Below are 23,400 nucleotides of genomic sequence, written 5' to 3'. Positions count from 1 at the left end.
TGTCCCGGCTTGCGCCGCCTTAAAGCCGTTACCCCACGCTGCCTTCGAGACTGATCGAGATCAGCTTCTGCGTTTCAGCCAGAAACTCCATTGGGAGCTGCTGGAGCACGTCGCGCACGAAACCGTTCACGATGAGCGCCACGGCCTCTTCCTGCGAAAGGCCGCGCTGGAGGCAGTAGAAAAGCTGGTCGTCCGAAATCTTCGACGTCGTCGCTTCATGCTCGAACTGCGCTGTTGCGTTCTTCGCCTCGATATACGGGATCGTATGTGCGCCGCACTGATCGCCGATGAGCAGGCTGTCGCACTGCGTGAAGTTGCGTGCGTTCGTGGCGCGGCGGTGCGCCGAGACAAGCCCGCGATAGGTGTTGTCCGAGCGGCCCGCCGAAATGCCCTTCGAGATGATGCGGCTCGACGTGTTCTTGCCGAGGTGGATCATCTTCGTGCCGCTATCGACCTGCTGGCGGCCGTTCGAGATCGCGATGGAGTAGAACTCGCCGCGGCTGCCGTCTCCCCGCAGGATGCAGGACGGATATTTCCACGTTATCGCGGAGCCGGTTTCGACCTGCGTCCACGAAATCTTCGAGTTGCGGCCACGGCAATCGCCGCGCTTCGTCACGAAATTGTAGATGCCGCCTTTGCCTTCCTTGTCGCCCGGATACCAGTTCTGGACCGTCGAATATTTGATCTCCGCATCGTCGAGCGCGATTAGCTCAACCACGGCGGCGTGAAGCTGATTCTCGTCGCGCATCGGCGCCGTGCAGCCTTCGAGGTAGCTCACATAGGAGCCCTTGTCCGCGATGATGAGCGTGCGCTCGAACTGGCCGGTGTTCTTCTCGTTGATGCGGAAGTAGGTGGAAAGTTCCATCGGGCAGCGAACGCCCTCCGGCACGTAAACGAACGAGCCGTCGGAGTAGACCGCCGAGTTCAGCGTTGCGAAGTAATTGTCCGATGTCGGCACGACGCTGCCGAGATATTTGCGCACGAGTTCGGGATGGTCGCGCACGGCTTCCGAGATCGGGCAGAAGATCACGCCCGCCCTGCCAAGCTCTTCCTTGAACGTCGTCACCACGGAGACGCTGTCGAAAACCGCGTCCACGGCTACGCGCGGCGCAGTGACCTCGGCCCCCTCGACGCCCGCGAGCACGGCTTGCTCCCGCAGCGGAATGCCGAGCTTCTCGTAAGTGCGGAGCAACTCCGGGTCCACATCGGCGAGGCTCTTCGGTCCTTCCGCCGATTTCGGCGCGGAGTAATAATAAAGGTCGTCGTAGTCGATCTTCTGGTAATGCACGCGCGCCCAGGTAGGCTCTTCAATGCTGCGCCAGCGGCGATAGGCTTCAAGCCGCCATTCGAGTAGCCATTCCGGCTCGCCCTTCTTGGCCGAGATGAAGCGAACGGTATCCTCGCTGAGACCCTTCGGTGCGCGCACGCTCTCGATGTCGGTGGTGAAACCGTACTTGTACTTGTCGACATCGATTTCGCTGACGCGTTCGATCGTGTCCTGCTCGGCCATGTCTCACTCCTTCCAGGCGGCCCGCCGAAGCGGACCTTTCATTCTCAGGCAGCGGAGCGCGTTTCGCGCCTGCCGCAAATCTTGTCCAGAGCGGCAAGAAACCGCTCAACGTCCTCGTCGCGTGTGGCCCAACCCGTCGATACCCGGATCGCCCCCGCCGCCAGATCGTCGCCCGCGCCCATCGCGGTGAGCACGTGCGAGCGCTCCACCTTGCCCGATGAACAGGCGGAACCGGAACTCACCGCCACGCCATCAAGATCGAGCGCCATCAACATCAGGTCGGCGCGCTTTCCGGGAACGGCGAAACACGTCGTATTCGCCAGCCGGGCCGCGCCTTCGCCGAAGATTACGGCTTCCGGAGCGATAGCTTGCAAGCGTTGTTCCAGCTTCGACCGTAATGCCCCACACTTGGCAATCAACATCTCTTGATCGCGAAGCGCTGCGCCGAGTGCGGCGGCCAATCCGGCGATAGCGGCAACGTTTTCAGTGCCGGAACGCAAGCGGCGCTCCTGCCCGCCGCCCTTCACAAAAGCGGGAGGCGCCTCCGAGCGGCCCCGCCAGACCACCGCTCCGACTCCTTTCGGTCCACCGAATTTATGCGCGGAGAAAAAAACAGCGTCGGATTGTTCTAATTCCGACAAATGCACCCGGCCGACCGCCTGCACCGCATCGCAGACGAGCGTTGCCCCTTTTGCGCGAACGAGGGCCGCAATCTCGCGCATCGGCTGGAGAACGCCGGTCTCGTTATTCGCCGCCTGAACCGCCACGACCGCGCCGGGCGTCACAGCGTCATCGAGCGCGCCGAGATCAACGCGCCCTTCCGCCGTAACCGGCAAAACGCGCACGCGATCCGCCGCAAAACGATGCCCCTTGAGCACGCACGGGTGCTCGACCGCCGAAACGGCAAGCGCGCCGCCATCCCCGCCCGGCTGAAGCAGCCAGTTCGCTGCCTCAGTTCCGCCCGAGGTGAATGTCACCGCGGACGCCTTCGCGCCGAACGCCTGCGCCACCGTCGCTCGCGCGCGCTCGACGATTGCATGGGCCGCACGCCCTTCACCGTGAATTGAGGACGGGTTGCCGACGACACCAAGCGCATCGATCAGCGCATCGCGCGCCTCGGAGCGAAGCGGAGCCGTCGCGTTATAATCGAGATACGCGCGCGCCACGATCAGGCCTCCGCTTTGGAAACGATGCGCAGGGCTTCTTCACCGGGAAACGCCACGACTTCCGCACCGGAAAAGCGGCCGGTCAGCACGTCGGCGACAGTCGCGTCGGCCAAAAAGCGCTCGATATGGGTACCGAGCGCGAGCCACAAATTATGCGTCGAGCATCGCTTCGAGGCCACGCAACCCGCCTTATCCTCGGGTTCGCAGCGCGTCATGCGCACCGGCTCGTCTACCGCGGCCATTACTTCGCCGATCGATATCGCGTCCGCATTGCGCGCGAGGATATAGCCGCCGCCCGGACCGCGCACCGATTGCACAATTCCTTTTCGCCGCAACTTCATGAAAAGCTGCTCCAGATAAGCGAGCGACAGATCGAGGCGCAGTGAAATATCGCTCAAGGCAAGCGGCCGGGCATCGTTCTGCCGAGCAACTTCGACAATGGCCATGACGGCGTAGCGACCTTTGGTGCTGAGCAGCATATTTATGCTTTCTTTACGCCCGGTTAGTGCGAAAGGTCGTGGAAATTCACGCCTCTTTTGTGATACGACACCGAAAACCTCGCGGCGGGCGAGGTATCAACGGGTCAAATTTCCCTTGCTACTGTGTATAGGATTTCCGACCGTCAGAGTCAACTATTTGGGCGGTTCGCTCGTGGTGCGCAAGTGCGCGCCCGTGGGCGAGTGAGCCGCAATCAGGCGCCGCGATGACCGTGCCGCACCGAGATCAGGCCAGAAAAACAATCAGCCAGCGCTGATCGCGAGAACGAGGTTCAGAAAAATGCCGGAAGTAATTATCAATGGCCCGGCGGGCCGCATCGAAGGCCGCTATCATCACGAGCCCACACCCGGCGCGCCGATTGCGATCATCCTGCATCCGCACCCGCAATTCGGCGGGACGATGAACAACCAGATCGTCTATAGTCTGTATTACACCTTCGTGCAGCGCGGATTCTCGGTTCTCCGTTTCAATTTTCGCGGCGTCGGGCGCAGCCAGGGGCTTTTCGACCAGGGACCGGGCGAACTCTCGGATGCCGCGACGGCGCTCGACTGGCTCCAGCTCGCTAACCCCGATGCGAAATCCTGCTGGATCGCGGGCGTTTCATTCGGCGCATGGATCGCCATGCAGCTTTTGATGCGGCGGCCGGAAATCGACGGCTTCATCTCGGTGGCGCCGCCCGCGAATCTGTACGATTTCAGCTTCCTCGCGCCTTGCCCATCCTCAGGGCTGATGATCAACGGCGACCGCGACCGCGTCGTGCCGCCTTCCGCTGTGAAAACGCTGGTGGACAAGCTCAAGACGCAGAAGGGCATCGTCGTCAGTCACGAAGTCATTCCTGGCGCAAACCACTTTTTCGAAGACAAGATTGAAGATCTCGTCACCGCCATGGAAAAGTACCTCGACAAGCGCACCCTTGTGGTGCCGAAACCGTCGCGCAAGGAGAAGTCTGAGCAGGACAGCGGGACTAAATGACCGTGTTTCGGCGCAGCCGTACGCGAAACTGACGGAGTCGGCGTTTCGTCGGCTCCGCTCCAGCCACGCAAATTATTCTATTGGTCTGAAAGGCGATCAAACTTTATTAACTCTTTCGCGCAATTATGCCCGGGCTGATGGTATTTGAAAAAAAAAGCCCATGCGCCCGAACACATATCTGAAACGACAAAGACCGCAGAGGCATCCGGCGCCGGTATTGCCGCAAGGCCTTCGGCCCAAATCGAGCAAGGGCGCCATGGGGAAAACCATCCTGATCGTCGAAGATAATGAGCTCAACATGAAGCTCTTTCACGATCTTCTCGAAGCGCATGGCTACACCACGCTCCAGACAAGAAACGGGATCGACGCGATTGCGCTCGCGCGCAAGCATCGGCCGGACCTCATTGTCATGGATATTCAGCTTCCCGAAGTTTCGGGTCTCGACGTCACAAAATGGCTAAAGGAAGACGATAGCCTGCGACACATTCCGATCGTGGCGGTCACAGCCTTCGCGATGAAGGGCGACGAGGAACGCATCCGCGAGGGCGGTTGCGAAGCCTATGTGTCAAAACCAATTTCCGTTTCGCGCTTTCTCGAAACGATTCGTCAATTCATTCCGACGAATTTGTCATAGAAGGCTGGGGATAACGGGGAAAACTCGGGTTGTGGGTGGCCCCGCCGAAAAATGCAGTGCTTTTCGAGGATTATTTCCTATAGAACGGAAATGTGTTGTTTAACAAGCGCTTGCAGACAAGCTTGAGTTGCCCATCAAAAGGGCAGGCGATGTTTTCAAAGCGTTAAGGAGGAGAAGCGCTAAATCCGACGAGTTAGGCAGAACGATGTCATTCTTGCCTTGCAAAAATCGAGTGTTTCCTCTTACTTATAAGCAGTTACCCTGCGGAGTGCTCGGGTCCGCCGCATCTCCTGGGTCCGTAGGGCATACGACCGAAGCCTCTTGTCGTCGCAAACATGATGGTTTCGGGCAATAGCACGTTGGATCACGCCCTCTTGATCCGATGGCGCTCAGATCAGCTCCGCATCATAATCGGACTTACCCCGCTGCCGATGGTTGCGGAGCTGATCATCTCTTCATTTCTGATGAAAAATTCGAGCAGGAAACGCGAAGCCGCGGCTAGCGCGGCCGTCGCTACTTGATCTTCGCTTCCTTGAATTCCACGTGATGCTTGACCACGGGATCGTACTTCTTGAGCGCAAGCTTCTCGGTCAAATTGCGCGGGTTCTTCTTGGTAACGTAATAGTAGCCGGTACCCGCCGTGCTCACCAATTTGATTTTCTGTGTTACTGGTTTTGCCATGATACGTCCGAAACTTCTCCCCAATCGAGCGCAGAAAGTGCCCGCCTTGAGTCCCGCTGTCAACCCCGGCAGCGACTTTAAATCATTTCAGTTGAAAACTACGAGCTTCCTGCAACTTTTTTCCATTTACGATTGAAACGCCTTCTCCAAAAAGGGCATAGATCCATCTCCACTCGCGCCGGTTGCCGGGACTTATGGGTTCTTGCAGGACATCCCCGGCCGACGAAGCAGCCGCCCCGGCACACAGCTTTAGCGGCGGCCCTTCGCGCCCTTGCCGGGCTTGCGCCCCTCGGCTCGCGCTGGCTTGCCGCCGCCGCGCTTTCGCCCGACCTTCGCGAGCGCGGCTGAAAACTTGCCATCGCTCACCATGTCGAACCGCAGCGCGCCCGCAGCCGGGTTCGCCTCCACGAGTTTCACATCGACGCGGTCGCCGAGGCGGAAGCTCTCGCCCGTGCGCTCGCCGACGATGGCGTGCAGGTTTTCGAGGTGCTTGTAAAAGTCGCGACCGAGCGTCGCCATGGGCACGAAGCCATCCGCGCCGGTATCGAGCAGCTTCACGAACAGGCCGAAGCGCGTCACGCCCGACACGCGCGCCTTGAATGTCTCGCCGACGCGTTCTGCCAGATGCATCGCGATGAGGCGGTCCACCGTCTCGCGCTCGGCCGACATGGCCTTGCGCTCGCTCTGCGAAATGTTTTCCGCGATTGCGTCGAGCTTCGTCTTCTCGGCGTCGGACAATCCGCCCTCGCCCAGGCCGAACGCGCTGACGAGCGCGCGATGCACGACAAGATCGGCATAACGGCGGATCGGCGAGGTGAAATGCGCGTAGCGGCGCAGATTCAGGCCGAAATGACCGATATTGCCGGGGCGGTACTCGGCCTGCGCCTGAGAGCGCAGCACCACCTCGTTCAGGATTTCCTCGTGCTCCGTGCCGATCGCCTTCGTCAGCACGCGATTGAACTGGCCGGGGCGGTTGAAGCTCGTCTTGCCCGCGTTGACGCCGATGCTCGCGAGAAACTCGCTCAGCGCAACCAGCTTTTCGGACGACGGCGCGTCGTGCACGCGATAGATGAGCGGCGACTTCCTGGCCTCCAGCGCCTCGGCGGCGGCGACATTCGCCTGGATCATGAATTCCTCGATGAGCCGATGCGCTTCCAGCCGCTCGGGAATGATGACCTTCAACACGAGCCCGCGCTCATCGAGAACAATCTTGCGTTCCGGCAAGTCCAGGTCCAACGGCGCGCGACGATTGCGTGCTTCCTTCAGCACCTCGTATACAGCCCAGAGCGGCTTCAGGATCGGCTCAAGCAGCGGCTTGGTTCTGGCGTTCGGGCTGCCGTCAATGGCCGCCTGCGCCTCTTGATATGACAGCTTGGCCGCCGAGCGCATCATCGCGCGCGAGAAGCGCTGAGCGATCTTCTTGCCGTCGCGGTCGAAGGTGATGCGCACCGCCAGGCACGGCCGAAGCTCGTTCTCGCGCAACGAACAAAGCCCGTTCGAGAGCTTCTCCGGTAGCATCGGCACGACGCGGTCGGGGAAATAGACCGAGTTGCCGCGAAGCAGCGCTTCTTCGTCGAGCGCGGAGCCGGGGCGAATATAAAAGGAGACGTCCGCAATGGCGACGATGACGACCGAGCCACCTTCGTTGGCGGGGTCGGTGTCGGGCGCGGCCCAAACGGCGTCGTCGTGGTCTTTCGCGTCGAAGGGATCGATGGTGATGAGCGGCACGCGCGTGAGGTCTTCGCGGTGCGACATCGTCGCTTCCGGCAAGCGCTCAAGCTCAACCAGCACGTCCTCGCCGAACACATCGCGAAGCCCGTGATTGTGGATCGCGATGAGGCTGACGGCCTTTTCGGCCTTCGGATGGCCGATGCGCTCCGTTACGCGCGCGGACGGGCGATTTGTGCGCGAGTCGCGCAGCGTCTCGAAGCGGACGAGTTCGCCCTCTTCGGCGCCATCCATCTCGCCATCGGCGACCGGCCACTCCTTCAGGTCTTTCTTGTCGATGGACTCGACCACGAAGCCGCTCCCCGACTTGCGCAATATGCCGAGCTGGCGCGCGCGCTCGCGCGGCAGGCGCTTGATGGGCGAGGCGAGATAGGCAAAGCCGCTGGCGTCCTCGGCCGCTTCCGCGCCCTCATCATCTGCATCCGCGCCGGCACCCGTTTGCCTGATGCGCGCAAGAACGTGATCGCCGACGCCGATAGCCGCGCCTTCATAGCGGCGCGTGACGTTCAGCAAAATGCGCGGCGGCGCGCCGTCTTCATCCTCATTCCAGTTAAGCGGCGCGCAGATGAGGTCGCCTTCGCGGTCCTGCGTCTTGACCACAATCACGGCGACGTTTGCCAGCGCCTCTTTCTTCACGAGGCGCCGCGTGTCCGCGATGAGGCCGTCCGCCGCCAGTTCCTTCAGGATACGTTTGAGGTCGATGCGATCCGAGCCCTTGATGTCGAAGGCTCTGGCGATTTCGCGGCGGCCAATATTGCCGGTCGAGGAACGAATAAATTTAAGAATGTCGTCTTTGGTCGGCGTCTTCGAGCGCGCCACGTCGGCGCGCTTCTCTTTCAGTTTCATAGTGTCTTTCTGGCGTGGTGGGCTCATGTCGTCCCGCCCGCCGCTTTGGATGTTGTCTTCTTCGCCGATGCTTTCGCTTTCGGCTTTTTGTCCGCCTCGTCGGCTTTGGCCGATTTCTCCTTCGCGGAGCTTTTCGCCTTGCCGTTGGCTGCGGCCTTTTTCGGTGCTGCGGTCTTCGCCTTCTTCGGCGCTTCCGCCTCATCGCCCGCATCGGCGGTCTTGGCCTTCGCGGGCTTCTTCTCTTTCGCAGGGGCCTTGGCGGATTTCGTCGGTTTGCCGCGCCCCTTCTTCCCGTCGCCCGCTTCGATGCGTGCCGCTATCAGCCGCACTGCCTCGTCAACGGTCACGTCTTGAGGCTCGGTTCCCTTCGGGATCGTCGCGTTGACCTTGCCCCACTTTATATAGGGACCGAAACGCCCGGCGAGAACTTCCATCTTGCCGCCTTTTTCCGGGTGCTCGCCCAGAACCTTGATCGGCTCGGTCTTCGGGGCGCGGCCCTTGCCGCCGGTGCCGCCTTCCGCGATCACGGTCACGGCGCGGTTGAGGCCGATGGTGAACACCTCCTCCGCGTCGATCTTCACATATTTTCCGTCATGCTCGACATAGGGACCGTAGCGGCCGAAGCCCGCCATGATGGTCTTCTGCGTCTCGGGATGCGGGCCAACCTCGCGCGGCAGCGCCAAAAGCTTCAGCGCATAGGCGAAGTCCACATCCGCGAGACCCATGCCGCCCGGAATGGACGCGCGCTTCGGCTTCTCGCCGTCGCCGCCCTCACCGAGTTGGATATACGGACCGAAGCGCCCGTTCTTCAGGCATACGGCAAGCCCCGTCTCGGGATCGTTGCCGAGCACAGTGTCGCCCGCTGGCGCGGCGCCGTCGCCATTGCCGTTCTCGCCGGTCTTGAGCTGGCGCGTGTAGCGGCATTCGGGATAATTCGAGCAGCCGACGAACGCGCCGAACTTGCCGATCTTCAGCGACAATTGCCCCTGATTGCAGAGCGGGCATAGCCGCGGATCGCCGCCGTCTTCCTTCGCGGGGAAGATGTGCGGGCCGAGCAGTTCGTTCAGCGCGTCGAGAACCTGCGTCACGCGCAGATCCTTGATGTCTGTCACCGCGCCGATGAAGTCCTGCCAGAACTCGCGCAGCAGCGCCTTCCAGTCGAGCTTGCCGTCGGAAATCTGGTCGAGCCGGTCTTCGAGATAGGCCGTGAAGTCATATTCCACGTAGCGCTTGAAGAACGCCTCAAGGAACGTGGTGACGAGCCGCCCCTTGTCCTCGGGGACGAGCCGCTTCTTTTCGAGCTTCACATATTCGCGCTCGCGGAGCACGGCCATCGTGCTCGCGTAGGTGGACGGGCGGCCGATGCCGAGCCGCTCCATCTCGCGGATGAGCGTCGCCTCGGTATAGCGCGGCGGCGGCTCGGTGAAGTGCTGTGCGGCGGTGACGCCCGAATCCTTCAGCGCCTCGCCCTGCTTCAGCGGGGGAAGGCGAGCCGAATCCTCGTCGTCGGTGTCGTCGCGGCCTTCCTCGTAGAGCCGCATGAAGCCGTCGAACTTAACCACGGAGCCGGTAGCCCGCACGCCATAGGGGACGCCGTCCTTGCCGGGCACGGAAATTTCCGCCGTAGTGCGTTCGATGTCGGCGCTCGCCATCTGGCTCGCGACAGCGCGCTGCCAGATCAGCTTGTAGAGCCGCGCCTCTTCGGCCGAGAGGCCGCGCAGCTTGTCCGGTTGGCGGCCGAAGTCGGTCGGGCGGATGGCTTCGTGCGCTTCCTGCGCGTTCTTCGCCTTTGTCTTGTAGATGCGCGGCGCACTCGGGACATAGCGCGCGCCGAACTGGCTCTCGATCTGGCCGCGAGCCTGCGCAATCGCCTCGCCCACGATCTGCACGCCGTCCGTTCTCATATAAGTAATGAGACCGACCGTCTCGCCGCCAATGTCGATGCCCTCGTAAAGCTTCTGCGCAATCTGCATCGTCTGGCGCGGCGAAAGGCCGAGCTTGCGCGACGCTTCCTGTTGCAGCGACGAGGTGGTGAACGGCGGCGCCGGATTGCGCTTGTGGTCCTTCGCATCGACGCTGTCCACGCGGTAGGATTGGCCCTTGATCGCGTCGCGGTAAGCGTGCGCCAGCGCCTCGTTCGGAATGTCGAACTTGTCGAGCTTCTTGCCGGCCCGCGCCACGAGACGCGCCGTGAACGCATCGCCGCCGCCGTTCTTCAGCGCCGCTTCGACCGTCCAGTATTCGCGGGTTCGGAAGGCCTCGATTTCGGCCTCGCGGTCAACGACGAGACGCAGCGCCACGGATTGCACGCGCCCCGCCGAGCGAGCGCCGGGCAGCTTGCGCCACAGCACGGGCGACAGGGTGAAACCGACGAGATAATCGAGAGCGCGGCGCGCCAGATAGGCATCGACCAGCGGCTCATCGATCTTGCGCGGGTTCTTCATCGCGGTGAGGATCGCGTCCTTCGTCACCGCGTTGAACGCCACGCGCTCCACCGACACGCCGTTCAGCGCGCGCTTCTGCTCCAGAATTTTCAGCAGGTGCCAGGAAATGGCTTCGCCTTCGCGATCCGGGTCGGTTGCGAGAATGAGGCGATCCGCACCCTTCACGGCCTTGGCGATTTCGTTGACGATCCGGTTGGAGTCGGCCTCCACCTCCCACGTCATTTCGAAGTCGTTATCCGGCAGGACGGAGCCGTCCTTCGCGGGCAGGTCTCGCACATGGCCGTACGACGCGATGACCTTGTAATCGGCCCCCAGATACTTGTTGATAGTTTTCGCCTTTGCGGCGCTTTCGACGATAACGATGTTCATTGAGATGCGATCTTGTTCATGAGGCCGTAGCCTGGAGGGCTTATCAGGTCGGCGGGAAATATCGATCCTTCAAGAGTAGAACAGCCGCACCATAACGGCGCACCCGATCCTCTCCGCTCTAACAATCAAGCCTGCGCGAGAGTTTTTCCTCGCCCTAACTCGCCGCGATGTCTTGCTTTTTGCCGGTGTCGACTACAGAGGACATTCCCTGCAAGTGCGTGCCATTCCGAAGCCCTTCCCTTGGTCAGTCGCTTCCATCGCCTTCTCCAAGATTCGGATATCAAGCTTGTAATGCGCAACCGCGCTCGATAAATCAAGCCTGAAGCGTTCAGATGTCGGACACACGGCCCGTCACCCGGAGCGAAACCTGTATCGAAACCGATACAGAAACTCCCCACCATGGCGCAGATCGGCACGCCATTGGCGACGATGGGGAGCTTTGGGTGATCCACGCCGTGAAGCTCGAAACGCGCATCCACCGCAAGCCTTCGCCCGCAGGCCTATCAGGCGACGAGCGACCTATCGGCCGACCGCCGCCTTGTCCCGGCTTTCTGCGAGCATCTCGCGGTTACGCTCGGCGACCTCGACCTGCGATAGAGCTTCTGCCTGCCCTCACACAAGCGCGGCGGCTTCCTCTATGGCGGCATAAACCACATCGAGTTCGCTTGGCGTCGTGCAATAGGGCGGCATGATGTAGACCGTGTTGCCGAGCGGCCGAAGCAGCAGCCCGCGCGACAGGAAAAACTCCATCAGCTTCTGCGCGATGCCCGCGAGATAACCCGCATCCTTCACGCGCAGGTCCATGGCCGCGATGGTGCCGAGGCTGCGCGCGTCGGCGAAACCGGCGTGATCCTTCAGCCGCGCCACGCGCTCCGCCTGCGCCGCGACGAGACCAGCGATGCGCTCGCGCACAGGCTCATCGCGCCACACCCGCAGATTCGCGGCAGCGGCTGCGCAAGCGATGGGGTTCGCCGTGAACGAACTCGAATGGAAGAACATCCGCGCTCGGTCCGGCGAATAATGCGCCTCGAAGATTTCGTGCGTTGCCAGCGTCACAGCCAGCGGGATAACGCCGCCCGTCAGCCCCTTCGCGAGGCACATGATGTCGGGCGCGATGCCCGCCTGCTCGCACGCGAACAGCGTGCCCGTGCGGCCGAAGCCCGTCATCACCTCGTCGGCGATGAAGAGCACGCCATAGGCCTTCGCGATGCGGTGAAGCTCGCGCAGGGCGGCGGGCGTATAAAAGAGCATGCCGCCGGAGCCGAGGATCAGCGGCTCCACGATGATCGCGGCGGGCGGATCGCGGCGGCACACGGCCTCGAACGCGTCGAACGCTTCCTGCTCGCGGCCTGGCGCGGGGTAGGGAATGCGCTCGACCTCGAACAGCAGCGGCCCGTACGGATCGTTGAACACGCCGCGCGCGCCCACCGACATGCAGCCGATGGTGTCGCCGTGATAGGCGTGCTCCAACGCCACCACGCGCGTCCGCTTCTCGCCGCGATGAACAAAGAAGCCGAGCGCCATCTTCAGCGCGACTTCAATCGAGGTGGAGCCGCTATCCGAGAAAAAGACGTGCGCCAGCCCGTCCGGCGCGATCTCGACGAGCCGTCGCGCCACTTCCTCCGCCGGTCCGTGCGTGAAGCCCGCGAAAATGAGCTGATCCAGCACACCCGCCTGCGCGCGGATCGCCTCCATGATGGGCGGATGATTGTGCCCGTGCGTGATGACCCACCACGACGCGATGCCGTCATAGATGCGGCGGCCATCCTCGGTTTCGAGCCACGCGCCCTCGCTTCGCGCGATCTTCGTCATGACGGGCTGAAGCGCGTGTTGCGTGAAGGGGTGCCAGATCGGCGATTGCGATGTCATGTCATGCTCCTTGCGAGCGCGGCCGCAGTTCGGGCCATTCGCGCTCATTCGGCTATCGGCGGCTTGCGGCGCGCGCTTCCTTCGCGACGGTGAGCAGAAAGCGCGCGGCGATATCCTCGGCAAGCGCGGGCTTCAGGCGCGTGTCGCGCAGCGCGGCATTGAGGTCGCCAAGTCGCGCCGCCAACGCAGGCACCGTCCATTTGCGCACCTGGGCCGCGAGCGCATCCTGCTGTTTGAAAAACACCGGCGGTCGCAGCTCCTTGATGGCCTGCATCGGCGAAGCGCCCGCATCGACGGCGGCGCGCAGCGCGTGCAGACGGAGCAGGCTCGACGCGAGCACCACGAAGACGGGCGACACATTCGCCTCCGCCGCCATATAGCGCTCGAACGCTAGGATCGCCTTGCGGCCGTCGCCGTCAAGCGCCGCGTCCACGATGTCGGACAGGCCCGCGGTCTGCTGATCGTTCAAGCAGTCTTCAACCTGCGCGGCGGTAATGCAGCGATCTTCTCCGGCATAGGTGATGAGTTTCTCGGTTTCGGCGCGCGCGAGCAACGCCGAACAATCGCAGCGCGCCGCCACGAGCGCCGCCGCTTCGCCATCGATCTCGTAACCGGCCTCGGCGGCCTGATGGCGGATCCCCGCGACGACGCTGTCGCGATCTTCGCCATAGCACGCGATCGCCGCGAGATACGGCGCGGCCTCGAAGCTCTGCGCAAGCTTGTGGCTCTTCTTCATATCCGGCGCTTGCGCGATGAGGAAGGCGCCGTCGAAAGGCCGCGCGATGGCATCCTGCACAATCGCCTGCGCCTTTGCTGGTAGCGACGTCAGCCAGACGATGCGCGTTCCGCCGAACAGCGAACGCGTGGTCAGTTCCACTATGACGCGGTCGGGATCGGCTGCGAGGTCGGTGTCGTGCAAGCGGGCGAGTTCGGCGTCGGGACCGAGCTTTTTCAGGAGCGCGCGGCTAAGGGCTTCGGCACGCGCGGCGATCTGGAGCGCGTCCGAGCCGTAGAACAGGAAGCCGCCTATCGCGGGCGGCGGAGCGGCGAGGAATTTGGTGAGCGATGCGGCGCCTGGCGCGACCATGGCAAACTTCTGGCCCGGTTAGAGACGAGCTTCAGCCGCCCGAATTTGCGCCGAGCCTGCGCGTTGGTCAACCCGCTTGGTCGAACGACGCGCGCCGGGTGCAGTGCCTACGCCTACGCGTCGCGAGAGAGATAAGCCGCGAGGCGCGTCTTCAGCGTGTCCGCGAGCGTGCGCGCTGCGCGGTTCTGCGCGTTGAGCGCGGCGCGTGTGTCGCCATAGATCGAGCCCGCATTACCCGTCGAACCCGCAAGGTCGTACGCTGCTTCGGACGTGCTCGCGCCCTTGAACACGGTTTCATTATCCGCGAGGCGAACGAGGCGGAACTCGGCGTCGAGCTGCAAGATGCGGCCCGTCGGATTGCCCGCCTGCGTCACGAGCGTATTGCGATAGCTTTCGCGCAGCGCGATGTCGAGGCGGTAGACGGGCGCAAGCGTGCCGCCGCCTCCGGTCGTCCCGAAGAGAAGCTCGTTGCGGAGTTTCTGGCCTGTGCGGCTCGAAATTGCGGCGATCTCGACGCGCTTCATCATCTCGGTGAGGTCGTGCCCGCCGGCCGTCGGCGTTCCGTACATCGGATGAAACCCGCACCCGGCTGAACCGAAAGCGAGGAAACCCGCGATCACGGCAAGCCCTGCCCCCCTGCGAAGCCGATTGCCGTTTTTCGAGATTTCAAGCCACGACATTGACAATCCTTTCGGGAACCACGATCACCTTTTTGATCGGCCTACCGTCCACTGCCCGAGCGACGCTTTCGAGGCGAAGCGCCGCCGCTTCGAGGTCCGCGCGATCCGCGTTGCGCGGCACGACGATCTCGTCACGGCGTTTCCCGTTCACCTGTACGGCAATGGTTACGGTATCGTCAACGAGCAAGCTTCGCTCAACCTCCGGCCAAGGTTCGTTTGCGAGAAGCGTGTTGTAGCCAAGCAGCGAAAAGCCCTCTTCGGCGAGGTGCGGCATGATCGGGTTGATCATGTGCACGAAGAAGAGGCTCGCCTCGCGCAGCGCGAAGCCGAAGCTCTCGTCTCCCGCCGCGCTCTTGTCCTGAAGCGCGGCCTGCAACGCATTCGCGAACTCGTAGACCGCCGCGATGGCACGGTTGAAGCGCAGCCCCTCGATCTCCTCCGCGACGGCGGCGAGGCCCTTGTGCGCGGCGCGGCGCAACCCTTGCGCTGGCGTGGAGAACGTAGCGGGCACCTTCGCATCGGCCGCAGCAAGCCTCGGCTCCGCCTCGTTCAAAAGCCGCCAGACGCGCTGCGTGAACCGCCACGCGCCCTGCACGCCTTCCTCGGTCCAGACGACATCGCGCTCCGGCGGGCTGTCGGACAGCACGAACCAGCGCGCAACATCCGCGCCGTAATGCTGCGTGAAGACGTCGGGATCGATGGTGTTCTTCTTGGACTTCGACATCTTTTCGATGCTGCCGATGCTGATCGGCTCCTGTCCGCCGTCGATGCGGAACGCCTTGCGCGCGCCGTTCTCGGTTTCGATCTTGACCTCGTCGGGGGCGAGCCAGTTCTGCTTCTCGTCGAAATAGGTTTCGTGCAGCACCATGCCTTGCGTGAATAGCGCATTGAACGGCTCAGCAAGCCCAAGATAGCCGCAATCCTTCATCGCTCGCGTGAAGAACCGCGCATAGAGAAGATGCAGGATCGCGTGCTCCACGCCGCCGATATACTGATCGACGGGCAGCCAATAGTCCGCCTGCGCGCTTTCCACCGGCTCGGCGGCATGCGGCGCGGTAAAGCGCGCGAAATACCACGAACTATCCACGAAGGTGTCGAACGTATCCGTTTCCCGCGTCGCCTTGCCGCCACAGGTCGGGCATTTGACGTGCTTCCACGTGGGATGATGATCCAGCGGGTTGCCGGGCTTGTCGAAGGAAACGTCGTCCGGCAGGCGCACCGGCAGATCCTCGTCCGGCACCGGCACGACGCCGCACTTGTCGCAATGGATGACCGGGATCGGACAGCCCCAGTAGCGCTGGCGCGACACGCCCCAGTCGCGAAGGCGGAAGCTGGTTTTCTTCTCGCCCATGTTGCGCTTGGCGAGACGCTGAGCGACTTCCTCCTTCGCATCTTCCACGGACATGCCGTTGAGGAAGGAGGAGTTTTGCAGCCGCCCCGGCCCGGTATAAGCCTCGTCGCCGACCTTGAACTCGGCCGGGTCGGCGTCGTCCGGAATGACAACGGCCTTCACCTTGAGATTATATTTCCGCGCGAAGTCGAGGTCGCGCTGGTCATGCGCGGGGCAGCCGAAGATCGCGCCCGTACCGTAGTCCATCAGGATGAAGTTCGCGACATAGACCGGCAGCTTGGTGGTGGAGCGGAACGGATGCGCCGCCACGATGCCGGTGTCGTAGCCCTTCTTCTCCGCGCGGTCGATGTCCTCCTGCGCAGTGCCGATGCGCCGACAATCCTCGATGAAATCGGCGAGATTCGCGTCCGTCTTTGCGAGTTCCTTCGCGAGCGGATGCTCGGGCGAGATGCCGATGAAGCTCGCGCCGAAGATCGTGTCGGGCCGCGTGGTGAATACCTGCACGCTTCCGAAATCGGCGGGCACCTTTTCGCCGGACAGGTTGAAGCGCATGAGCAGGCCCTGGCTCTTGCCGATCCAGTTCCGCTGCATGAGGCGCACCTTGTCGGGCCACTTGTCGAGCGTATCGAGGCCATCGAGCAAATCGTCAGCGTAGTGCGTGATCTTGAAGAACCATTGCGCCAGCTCTTTCTGCTCGACGAGCGCGCCAGAGCGCCAGCCGCGACCGTCGATAACCTGCTCGTTCGCGAGCACGGTGTGATCGACCGGGTCCCAGTTCACCTTGCTCTTCTTGCGGTAGACGAGCCCCTTCTCACGGAAGGCGAGAAAGATGCGCTGCTGCTGATGGTAATATTCGGGGTCGCAGGTGGCGAATTCGCGCGTCCAGTCGAGCGACAGGCCTATACGCTTCAACTGCGTGCGCATGGCTTCGATGTTCTCGTAGGTCCATTCGCGCGGGTTTATGCCCTTCTGGATGGCGGCGTTCTCCGCCGGGAGACCGAACGCGTCCCACCCGAAGGGATGCAGCACATTAAAGCCCCGCGCCCGCTTGTAGCGCGCCACGACATCGCCCATCGTGTAGTTGCGGACGTGGCCCACATGGATGCGGCCGGACGGGTAGGGGAACATCTCCAGCACGTAATATTTAGGCCTGGAGCGATCGGTGGAGGTGAGAAAAGTCTGTTGCTCTTCCCAAATCCCCTGCCAATGTTTCTCGCGCTCCGGCGCGTTGTAGCGTTCCTGTGCCATGGGTCATGTTCCTCGCGCGAAAGCGCGGCAAAAAGGTTTGCGTGATATGAAGTTGAAAGGGAGCCTCGGTCAAGAGAAGCGGACGACATGAGCACAGACGATCAACCGTTCAATTCCAGCGCCGTTGAAGACGCATATCTTTCGATCCGCGAGCGCGTGTGGCGCGCGGCGCAGAACGCGGGGCGCGATCCGGCTTCCGTGAAGCTCGTGGCGGTGACGAAAACCTTCGACGCCGAGCATATCCGGCCGGTGCTACGGCAAGGCCACGTGCTCTTTGGCGAAAATCGCATACAGGAGGCGATGCGGAAATGGCCGCCGCTGCGCGAGGAATTTCCGCGCGCGGAGTTGCACGTCATCGGCCCGATCCAGACGAACAAGGCGCGCGAGGCGGTGGCGTTCTTCGATTGTATCGAGACGGTCGACCGGCCGAAGCTCGCGGCGGCGCTGGCGCAGGAAATCCAGAAACAGGGGCGCGCGCCGAAGCTGTTCGTGCAGGTCAATATCGGCGAGGAGCCGCAGAAGGCGGGCATCGCGCCGGATGAAGCGGCCGCGTTCGTGCGCCAGTGCGAGCGCGAATACGGCCTTTCCATCGCGGGGCTGATGTGCATTCCGCCGTTCGACGACGATCCGGTGCCCTTTTTCGAGAAGATGGCGGCGCTGCGAAAAGAACTCGGGCTTCTCGATCTCAGCATGGGCATGAGCGGCGACTTCGAGGCCGCCATCGCGGCGGGCGCGACGCTTGTGCGCGTCGGCTCCGCGATTTTCGGGGTGCGGTGAGCGGCGTATGCCTGTGCGTCCGCCCAGACGTGAACAGGCTTAATGCAGCGGCGGCGTGTCGCCTTTGGCCGGCGTCATATCCTCAAGCAGCGCGAGCGGCAAAGCTAGCGGCCCCTCATGCTTCGGCGCTTCAAGAAAGCCGGCGGGCACGGGCGCGGGGTCCGGCAGAAGGTCCGAAACCTCCTCAGCGCGGGCCGAGAAAAACACTTCGTCGATCTGCGCCAGAAACACTTCGCATGCGGTGCGCAACTCGAAAAGCGCCGTCCGCCCGCCCACGAGATATGATCCGCCGTGAATGGGCTGGTGCGCGCTGCGCGGGTCCGGCTGACGCAGTGAGAGGAAGCGCGAGAGCGAGCCGCCGCCGTTGAACATGCGCTGCGCATCGCGGACGAACTCCGCCTGCAACGCCTCGCAAGCGGACGTGGCCTCCAGCATCTGTTCGATCTCGTCATGAAAATCGGGCGCGATCTTGCGCAATTCCGAAGCCCAGTTCCGCGCGCGCATCATCTTCATCAGCATCAGCGCTTCGCGTTCCTGGAAGGTCTTGCACCCTTCGCGGAAACGGCCGAGCCGGGCGGCGATTTCAGCGTGCCCGGCTCCTTTGACGTCGGCTTTGGGAAGTGCGGTTCTCTCGAAGAACCATGCGTCGCTGATTGCCGATTTCAGCGCATCCTTGAGGAGATACACGATCGTATAGATGTCGTGATCTTGCGGCTGGTTGATCGTCCAGAGCGCCATCGTTGCGTTCAGCCCTTGGCTAAGTCCGAGGCGATCATCCAGAGGTCTGCGCGAGACTCCGCGCAAACCCTCCGAACGCTATGGCAGCCTTATGAGCATCCCGTCGTGCCGCCGCAGGTATCGCACTTCAGACAAGTTCCGTTGCGCACGAGAGTGAAGTTGCCGCATGTGCCGCAGGCTTCGCCCTCGTAACCCTTCGCGCGCGCTTCCGCGAGCAAGTCGGCCTTACCGGGCCTTGCTCCGAGCGGTACTGTCTGATGGGAATGATTCAACGCGGCACTTGCCCCATCGCGCGCGTTTACATCGAAAGAACCCAGCGGAGACTGATCTTCGTCTTCCGGACGCAGGGCATAAGCGAGGGCGCCATGTGTTTCATACGAACCGGCGCCACCGATTCGCTCATTCTTAGGCTGATCCTGAACTATGACAACTTTGTGGTGAAGTCCGCGTGTGAGACCCTTCGACACATAACGATCCGCATAGATCACGGGGTTCGTCGCCGCCGCGGCCTTCTGACCCGGCCGGTCGTCCGCCACGCCGCCGCCCATCACCGTCGCGCCGATCTGCGACGGGTCGACATGGGCGAGATCGTTGCGGCCGAGATAGGACACAGCCAGTTCGCGGAAGATGTAATCGAGGATCGACGTCGCGTTCTTGATCGCCTCGTTGCCCTGCACAAAGCCCGCCGGTTCGAAGCGCGTGAAGGTGAACGCCTCCACGAATTCGTCGAGCGGCACGCCGTATTGCAGGCCGAGGCTGATCGCGATGGCGAAGTTGTTCATCAAGCTGCGGAAGGCCGCGCCTTCCTTGTGCATGTCGATGAAGATTTCACCGAGGCGGCCATCCTCAAACTCGCCCGTGCGCAGGTAGACCTTGTGGCCACCGACGACGGCCTTCTGCGTGTAGCCCTTGCGGCGGTTCGGCAGTTTCTCACGCTCGGCCTTGAGGCGGACGCGCTCGATGATGCGCTCGATCACGCGTTCCGCCACGATCTGCGCGCGACGGCCTTGCGGTGCGGCGAGCAGCGCTTCGGCAGCGTCATCGGCATCCGCGTCATTATCGGCGAGAAGCTGCGCTGACAGCGGCTGCGAAAGCTTGGAGCCGTCGCGGTAGAGCGCATTCGCCTTCAGCGCGAGCTTCCACGACAGCATGTAGGCTTCGCGGCAATCGGCGATGCTGGCGGAGTTCGGCATGTTGATCGTCTTCGAGATCGCGCCGGAGATGAACGGCTGCGCCGCCGCCATCATGCGGATGTGGCTCTGCCACGAGAGCGCGCGCTTGCCTTTTTTACCGCACGGGTTCGCGCAATCGAACACCGGCAGATGCTCCGGCTTGAGGCCCGGCGCACCTTCGAGGGTCATCGTGCCGCAAACATACTCGTTCGCCGCATCGATTTCCGCCCGCGGGAAGCCGATCGCCGCCAGCAGATCGAAGCTTGGCGCGGCCATCTGCTCATCGGTGAGCTTCAGCACGCCCTTGCAGAAATCGTCGCCGAGCGTCCACTTGTTGAAGACGAACTTGATGTCGAACGCGGCGCCGAGGCCGGCTTCCACCGCCGCGATCTTCTCCGGCGTGAAACCTTTCGCGGCGAGCGTCTTGTGGTTGATATGCGGTGCCGTTGCGAGCGTGCCGCGTCCGACCGCATAGGCGATGATCGCGTCGATCTGCGTCTGCGTATAACGGAGGTTCCGCAGCGCTTCCGGCACGGCGCGGTTAATGATCTTGAAGTAGCCGCCGCCCGAAAGCTTCTTGAACTTCACAAGCGCGAAGTCCGGCTCGATGCCCGTCGTATCGCAGTCCATCACGAGGCCGATGGTGCCCGTTGGCGCGATGACCGACACTTGCGCGTTGCGGAAACCGTGCATCTGGCCGAGCGAGATGACGTCGTCCCATACTTCGCGGGCCACCGTGACGAGATCGGTCTGCGGGCAGACACCATCCTTGAGCGGCACAGGGCTTGTGGAAAGCAGCTCGTAGCCGTTGTCGCGCCCATAGGCCGCGCGGCGGTGGTTCTTCATCACGCGCAGCATGTGGGAGGCGTTCGGCTCGTAGCCCGCGAACGCGCCGAGTTCCTTCGCCATCTCCGCCGACGTTGCGTAGCTGACGCCCGTCATGAGCGCGGAAATCGCCGCCGCCAGTGCGCGGCCTTCGTCCGAGTCGTAGCCGAGGCCGGAGACCATGAGGAGGCCGCCGAGGTTCGCGTAGCCGAGGCCGAGGGTGCGGAAATCATATGAGAGCTGCGCGATTTCCTTCGACGGGAACTGCGCCATCGTCACGGAGATTTCGAGCACGACCGTCCACAGGCGGCACGCATGTGCAAAGGCTTCCGCATCGACGAGGCGACCTTCGCCGCCTTGCGGGCGGAACGACAGCAGGTTCAGCGACGCGAGATTGCAGGCCGTGTCGTCAAGGAACATGTATTCCGAGCACGGGTTCGACGCACGGATCGGGCCGCTAGCCGGACAGGTGTGCCAATCGTTGATCGTGGTGTGGAACTGGATACCCGGATCGGCGCTGGCCCAGGCCGCCTCCGAGATCTGATCCATCAGCGCGCGCGCCTTCAGCGTCTTCACGGCCTTGTCCGTGGTGCGGGACATCAGGTGCCAATCGCTGTCGACTTCGACCGCGCGCAGGAACGAATCATCAACGCGAACGGTGTTGTTCGAGTTCTGGCCGCCGACTGTGCGATACGCCTCGCCTTCCCAGTCGGTGTCGAAGCTCGGGAACTCGATGGACTTGAAGCCCTGCCGCGCGAAGTGGATCACGCGCTGGATGTAGGCGTCGGGCACGAAGGCCGCGCGCGCCGCCTTGATCTCGCGCTTCAACGCGACGTTCTTCAAAGGATCGAAGCAATCTTCGCCGTGGCCTTCGCAGTTCACACACGCGCGCATGATGGCCGCGAGGTGCTTCGCGCAAATCTTCGAGCCCGCGACGAGCGCCGCCACCTTCTGTTCTTCGAGCACCTTCCAGTTGATAAACGCCTCGATATCCGGGTGGTCGGCATCGACGATGACCATTTTTGCGGCGCGGCGCGTGGTGCCGCCGGACTTGATCGCGCCCGCCGCCTTGTCGCCGATCTTGAGGAAGCTCATGAGGCCGGACGATTTGCCGCCGCCGGAGAGGCGCTCGCCTTCGCTGCGGAGCCGCGAGAAATTCGAGCCGGTGCCGGAGCCGTATTTGAACAGGCGCGCTTCACGCACCCACAGATCCATGATGCCGTTTTCGTTGACGAGATCGTCTTCGACCGACTGGATGAAGCAGGCGTGCGGCTGCGGGTGCTCATAGGCGCTGGCGGAGCGGACAAGTTCGCCCGTCTGGAAATCCACGTAATAGTGGCCCTGGCCGGGGCCATCGATGCCGTAGGCCCAATGCAGGCCGGTGTTGAACCATTGCGGGCTATTCGGCGCGGCCATCTGCATCGCGAGCATGTAGCAAAGCTCGTCGTGGAACGTGCGGGCGTCCTCCTCCGACGAGAAATAGCCGCCCTTCCAGCCCCAGTATGTCCACGCGCCCACCATGCGGTCGAACACCTGACGCGCGTCCGTTTCGGGACCGAAGCGCTCAGCCTCGGGAAGCTCGGCAAGCGCCTGCTGGTCGGGCACGGAGCGCCACAGCCACGACGGCACGCTGTTTTCCTCGACGCGCTTCAGCCGCGCGGGCACGCCGGCCTTGCGGAAATATTTCTGCGCGATGATGTCGGCGGCCACCTGGCTCCACTGTTCCGGCACGAAGAAGCCTTCGAGCTGGAAAATCATTTTTCCATCCGGATTTTTCAGTTCGCTCGTCGTCTGCCGGAACTGAATCGTCTCATAGGGAGACTGCCCGCTCGTGGTGAATCGCCGTTCGATCCGCATGGATTCTCCTGCCCGGCGCATCATCGCGCCTGCCCGCTTTGTTCAGTGATTTTTTGGTGGACGCAGAACACGACGCAGACGCAACAGAACCACCCTCTGACGAGAGGGCGCACGCCAGCGCATCCGGAAAACGGATGGCCGAAACAACTTGGATTGGAAGACCTTGAGCCGACTGAGGATGAATTGCCGCCGCGCCCTCCTTGAAGGGCGCTCCCCGCAGCGACAGATCCAGATTTAGGTGATTCGCGCGATTCGGGCTGTCACTTCGCCGCAACAAACCCACAAAAGCTTGGGGGCTGCGTTGACAGGGGCGCTACATGTTGTGTTGATCCTGTTCAAAAGCCGTGCACGGGTTGCATTTGCCTGTTGACAAGCAGGGGACAGGCTGTGTGCTGATTTGGGGCCGTCGTTGGCGCTTTCAACGGCCAACGGTCCTTGCGACGGCAGCACCGAAGGCCGTTGATTTTCAGCTTTCTGCGGTGTGGACAGAGCTGGATCGCGGGCGAGCCGCCCTCATTGGTGCTACGCTGGATCATCGAAGCCTGGCGTCTCGACTATAACGCGCGACGCCCGCACATGAGCCTCGACGGACTCACCCCAAGGAGTTTGCACCACCCGCAAAGGGCATAACCAGAAACGGACTTATGAACAGGGGCGCATCGGGGAGCAGGTCAGCCGCGATGTCACAGGTGCAGGGCGGGGTCAGGCACGCCGCTCCGGGAGCAATGAGCGCTCACCGTCCGCTTCTATCGCCACAATGCACATGCCAAGCGTTTTTCACGCGCGCCTTGAATCAACCGTCACCGCCCGCGGCCTCCCCGCCATGGCTCGGATTCGGCTTTCAAATTCTGTGTGTTGGTCGGCTCTAATTCTGTGTGGCGCCCCCGCACAAGCCGGTGACGAACGGCGGCTTTGCTCGAACGATGCCCGTTGGAACGCGCGTGGAGC

16 protein-coding genes are annotated in these 23,400 nt (G+C 62.7%); 4 read left to right on the top strand and 12 right to left on the bottom strand.

Translation table 11 applies throughout. From position 1 onward, the window contains the following. Positions 1-28: 28 nt before the first annotated feature. From sufB to RVAN_RS14440, 3 genes are read right to left on the bottom strand one after another with little or no spacing between them, the layout of a single operon-like run. The gene (gene sufB, locus RVAN_RS14450) at positions 29-1,510 is read right to left on the bottom strand and encodes a Fe-S cluster assembly protein SufB (protein WP_013420450.1); all 1,482 of its coding nucleotides are present in this window, start codon (positions 1,508-1,510) and stop codon (positions 29-31) included. 44 nt (positions 1,511-1,554) lie between these two features. Further along, the gene (locus tag RVAN_RS14445; protein ID WP_041787692.1) at positions 1,555-2,682 is read right to left on the bottom strand and encodes a cysteine desulfurase family protein; all 1,128 of its coding nucleotides are present in this window, start codon (positions 2,680-2,682) and stop codon (positions 1,555-1,557) included. Beyond that, positions 2,679-3,155, bottom strand: a complete 477-nt coding sequence (locus RVAN_RS14440; protein ID WP_013420448.1) for an Rrf2 family transcriptional regulator — start codon at positions 3,153-3,155, stop codon at positions 2,679-2,681. Before RVAN_RS14440 ends, RVAN_RS14445 begins: the two co-directional genes overlap by 4 nt. 298 nt (positions 3,156-3,453) lie before the next feature. Between RVAN_RS14440 and RVAN_RS14435 the strand changes: the two genes are divergently transcribed. Both RVAN_RS14435 and RVAN_RS14430 read left to right on the top strand, forming a co-directional pair. Next, positions 3,454-4,146, top strand: coding sequence for an alpha/beta hydrolase (locus RVAN_RS14435; RefSeq protein ID WP_013420447.1), 693 nt, complete (start codon positions 3,454-3,456; stop codon positions 4,144-4,146). A gap of 256 nt (positions 4,147-4,402) precedes the next feature. After that, positions 4,403-4,780 (top strand): response regulator, encoded by a 378-nt coding sequence (locus tag RVAN_RS14430; protein ID WP_013420446.1) that lies wholly within the window; start codon positions 4,403-4,405, stop codon positions 4,778-4,780. Between the two features lie 513 nt (positions 4,781-5,293). On the opposite strand, the gene rpmG is transcribed toward RVAN_RS14430, so the two are convergent. The 7 genes from rpmG to leuS all read right to left on the bottom strand — a co-directional run bounded on the left by rpmG (position 5,294) and on the right by leuS (position 17,083). Beyond that, positions 5,294-5,461, bottom strand: a complete 168-nt coding sequence (gene rpmG, locus RVAN_RS14420) for a 50S ribosomal protein L33 (RefSeq protein WP_013420445.1) — start codon at positions 5,459-5,461, stop codon at positions 5,294-5,296. A gap of 249 nt (positions 5,462-5,710) precedes the next feature. After that, entirely contained in the window at positions 5,711-8,035 is a 2,325-nt protein-coding gene (rnr, locus tag RVAN_RS14415; RefSeq protein ID WP_049779451.1) for a ribonuclease R, read from the bottom strand. 23 nt (positions 8,036-8,058) lie between these two features. Beyond that, positions 8,059-10,848, bottom strand: a complete 2,790-nt coding sequence (gene topA, locus RVAN_RS14410) for a type I DNA topoisomerase (RefSeq protein WP_013420443.1) — start codon at positions 10,846-10,848, stop codon at positions 8,059-8,061. 612 nt (positions 10,849-11,460) lie between these two features. Next, complete coding sequence (locus RVAN_RS14405; protein WP_013420442.1) at positions 11,461-12,717, bottom strand: adenosylmethionine--8-amino-7-oxononanoate transaminase; 1,257 nt, start codon at positions 12,715-12,717, stop codon at positions 11,461-11,463. 52 nt (positions 12,718-12,769) lie between these two features. Beyond that, the gene (gene holA / locus RVAN_RS14400) at positions 12,770-13,804 is read right to left on the bottom strand and encodes a DNA polymerase III subunit delta (RefSeq protein ID WP_013420441.1); all 1,035 of its coding nucleotides are present in this window, start codon (positions 13,802-13,804) and stop codon (positions 12,770-12,772) included. Positions 13,805-13,917: 113 nt separating this feature from the next. Beyond that, positions 13,918-14,484 carry a hypothetical protein gene (locus tag RVAN_RS14395; RefSeq protein WP_013420440.1) on the bottom strand — a complete coding sequence of 189 codons (567 nt, stop codon included), beginning with the start codon at positions 14,482-14,484 and terminating at the stop codon, positions 13,918-13,920. Then, positions 14,471-17,083 (bottom strand): leucine--tRNA ligase, encoded by a 2,613-nt coding sequence (leuS, locus tag RVAN_RS14390; protein WP_013420439.1) that lies wholly within the window; start codon positions 17,081-17,083, stop codon positions 14,471-14,473. Before leuS ends, RVAN_RS14395 begins: the two co-directional genes overlap by 14 nt. Before the next feature lie 87 nt (positions 17,084-17,170). On the opposite strand from leuS, the gene RVAN_RS14385 reads away from it, so the two are divergent. After that, positions 17,171-17,860 (top strand): YggS family pyridoxal phosphate-dependent enzyme, encoded by a 690-nt coding sequence (locus RVAN_RS14385; protein WP_013420438.1) that lies wholly within the window; start codon positions 17,171-17,173, stop codon positions 17,858-17,860. A 39-nt stretch (positions 17,861-17,899) separates the two neighbouring features. Here RVAN_RS14385 and RVAN_RS14380 read toward each other — a convergent pair whose 3' ends face one another. After that, positions 17,900-18,598 (bottom strand): hypothetical protein, encoded by a 699-nt coding sequence (locus RVAN_RS14380; RefSeq protein ID WP_013420437.1) that lies wholly within the window; start codon positions 18,596-18,598, stop codon positions 17,900-17,902. Between the two features lie 89 nt (positions 18,599-18,687). Further along, complete coding sequence (locus RVAN_RS14375) at positions 18,688-22,452, bottom strand: vitamin B12-dependent ribonucleotide reductase (protein ID WP_013420436.1); 3,765 nt, start codon at positions 22,450-22,452, stop codon at positions 18,688-18,690. Positions 22,453-22,971: 519 nt separating this feature from the next. Between RVAN_RS14375 and RVAN_RS21195 the strand changes: the two genes are divergently transcribed. Then, positions 22,972-23,082 (top strand): integrase core domain-containing protein, encoded by a 111-nt coding sequence (locus RVAN_RS21195; protein ID WP_169309561.1) that lies wholly within the window; start codon positions 22,972-22,974, stop codon positions 23,080-23,082. Positions 23,083-23,400: the final 318 nt, after the last annotated feature.

Source organism: Rhodomicrobium vannielii ATCC 17100 (assembly GCF_000166055.1).
GTDB classification, from domain to species: domain Bacteria; phylum Pseudomonadota; class Alphaproteobacteria; order Rhizobiales; family Rhodomicrobiaceae; genus Rhodomicrobium; species Rhodomicrobium vannielii.
The sequence above is the reverse complement of the archived record's forward strand: the minus strand, read 5'-3'. Positions and strand labels throughout refer to the sequence as shown.

What these genes read in the sequence shown, in the direction of transcription:
- sufB (WP_013420450.1), bottom strand. Translation starts at nt 1,510, where the DNA reads ATGGCCGAGCAGGACACGATCGAACGCGTCAGCGAAATCGATGTCGAC.
- RVAN_RS14440 (WP_013420448.1), bottom strand. Translation starts at nt 3,155, where the DNA reads ATGCTGCTCAGCACCAAAGGTCGCTACGCCGTCATGGCCATTGTCGAA.
- RVAN_RS14435 (WP_013420447.1), top strand. Translation starts at nt 3,454, where the DNA reads ATGCCGGAAGTAATTATCAATGGCCCGGCGGGCCGCATCGAAGGCCGC.
- RVAN_RS14430 (WP_013420446.1), top strand. Translation starts at nt 4,403, where the DNA reads ATGGGGAAAACCATCCTGATCGTCGAAGATAATGAGCTCAACATGAAG.
- rpmG (WP_013420445.1), bottom strand. Translation starts at nt 5,461, where the DNA reads ATGGCAAAACCAGTAACACAGAAAATCAAATTGGTGAGCACGGCGGGT.
- rnr (WP_049779451.1), bottom strand. Translation starts at nt 8,035, where the DNA reads ATGAAACTGAAAGAGAAGCGCGCCGACGTGGCGCGCTCGAAGACGCCG.
- topA (WP_013420443.1), bottom strand. Translation starts at nt 10,848, where the DNA reads ATGAACATCGTTATCGTCGAAAGCGCCGCAAAGGCGAAAACTATCAAC.
- RVAN_RS14405 (WP_013420442.1), bottom strand. Translation starts at nt 12,717, where the DNA reads ATGACATCGCAATCGCCGATCTGGCACCCCTTCACGCAACACGCGCTT.
- holA (WP_013420441.1), bottom strand. Translation starts at nt 13,804, where the DNA reads ATGGTCGCGCCAGGCGCCGCATCGCTCACCAAATTCCTCGCCGCTCCG.
- RVAN_RS14395 (WP_013420440.1), bottom strand. Translation starts at nt 14,484, where the DNA reads ATGTCGTGGCTTGAAATCTCGAAAAACGGCAATCGGCTTCGCAGGGGG.
- leuS (WP_013420439.1), bottom strand. Translation starts at nt 17,083, where the DNA reads ATGGCACAGGAACGCTACAACGCGCCGGAGCGCGAGAAACATTGGCAG.
- RVAN_RS14385 (WP_013420438.1), top strand. Translation starts at nt 17,171, where the DNA reads ATGAGCACAGACGATCAACCGTTCAATTCCAGCGCCGTTGAAGACGCA.
- RVAN_RS14380 (WP_013420437.1), bottom strand. Translation starts at nt 18,598, where the DNA reads ATGGCGCTCTGGACGATCAACCAGCCGCAAGATCACGACATCTATACG.
- RVAN_RS14375 (WP_013420436.1), bottom strand. Translation starts at nt 22,452, where the DNA reads ATGCGGATCGAACGGCGATTCACCACGAGCGGGCAGTCTCCCTATGAG.